Below are 807 nucleotides of genomic sequence, written 5' to 3'. Positions count from 1 at the left end.
CGGGTGGGTTGAATACTTATGGGTATGTTGGCGGGAATCCCACTATTTATGTAGATCAGTTTGGACTAAATCCTTGGCTTGGTGTCAGTATGTTTTGCGCCGGATATTCTGGCGGTTCAGCATTAAACGATTACTTTGATTTGACGGAGAAAGCCAACCAATTAAATGATTTGCGTGATAGCCGAAATAAATTGGCTCAGGGTATCGAGGATGCTGAAAATGATAAAGGATGCAATAAATCCGATGTTGATAAAGCATATGAGTCACTTCATAAAACGGACAAATTAATCAGGGACATGAACTTCGCTTTAGCGAAAGACAAAACAATGTGGGCATCATATCCTACAGCTATGTTGGCTTGCACAACTGTTTCGTACCGGATGGGTATGAAGGGGGCATTCAGATGATGGTGGATTACTTTCACAACGGAAAATATTTCCCTTTGATTTTTGGATTTCTATTTTTCTGCATTATTTTATTTTTTTATCTCAAAGAGAAAATAATTCAATGCGTAAGAAAAAAGTATGATTGCACGAGAGAGCAATCCTTTGTAATCCTTTCGCGTTCTGAAGGAAAGAGCAGCCGATTTCTTATAAATTTGTTTTTCTTTACAAGAATAGCTGCAACTTCTTCATATACTCTAATGATTATTTTTGTCATTTTTGCGGCTATTTATTGGCATTTTAGAATATCGGACCTCACAGCTAGCTGAACTACGCATAGGAGGAGGTTTTGCAGCCTGCCCCTGTTTTTCGTTGTGAACAAAAGCGTTTGATAGGCATCACCAGCAGTGGTTTGGGCAATCAT

The 807-nt window shown here is 38.8% G+C and carries 1 pseudogene; it reads left to right on the top strand.

Features of this window, described 5'->3' with window-relative positions:
• A pseudogene (locus EMM73_RS20155) lies at positions 1-407 on the top strand (hypothetical protein); the annotation flags it as partial.
• Positions 408-807: the final 400 nt, after the last annotated feature.

The organism is Rheinheimera sediminis (assembly GCF_004005375.1).
Taxonomy (GTDB): Bacteria; Pseudomonadota; Gammaproteobacteria; order Enterobacterales; family Alteromonadaceae; genus Pararheinheimera.
The sequence above is the reverse complement of the archived record's forward strand: the minus strand, read 5'-3'. Positions and strand labels throughout refer to the sequence as shown.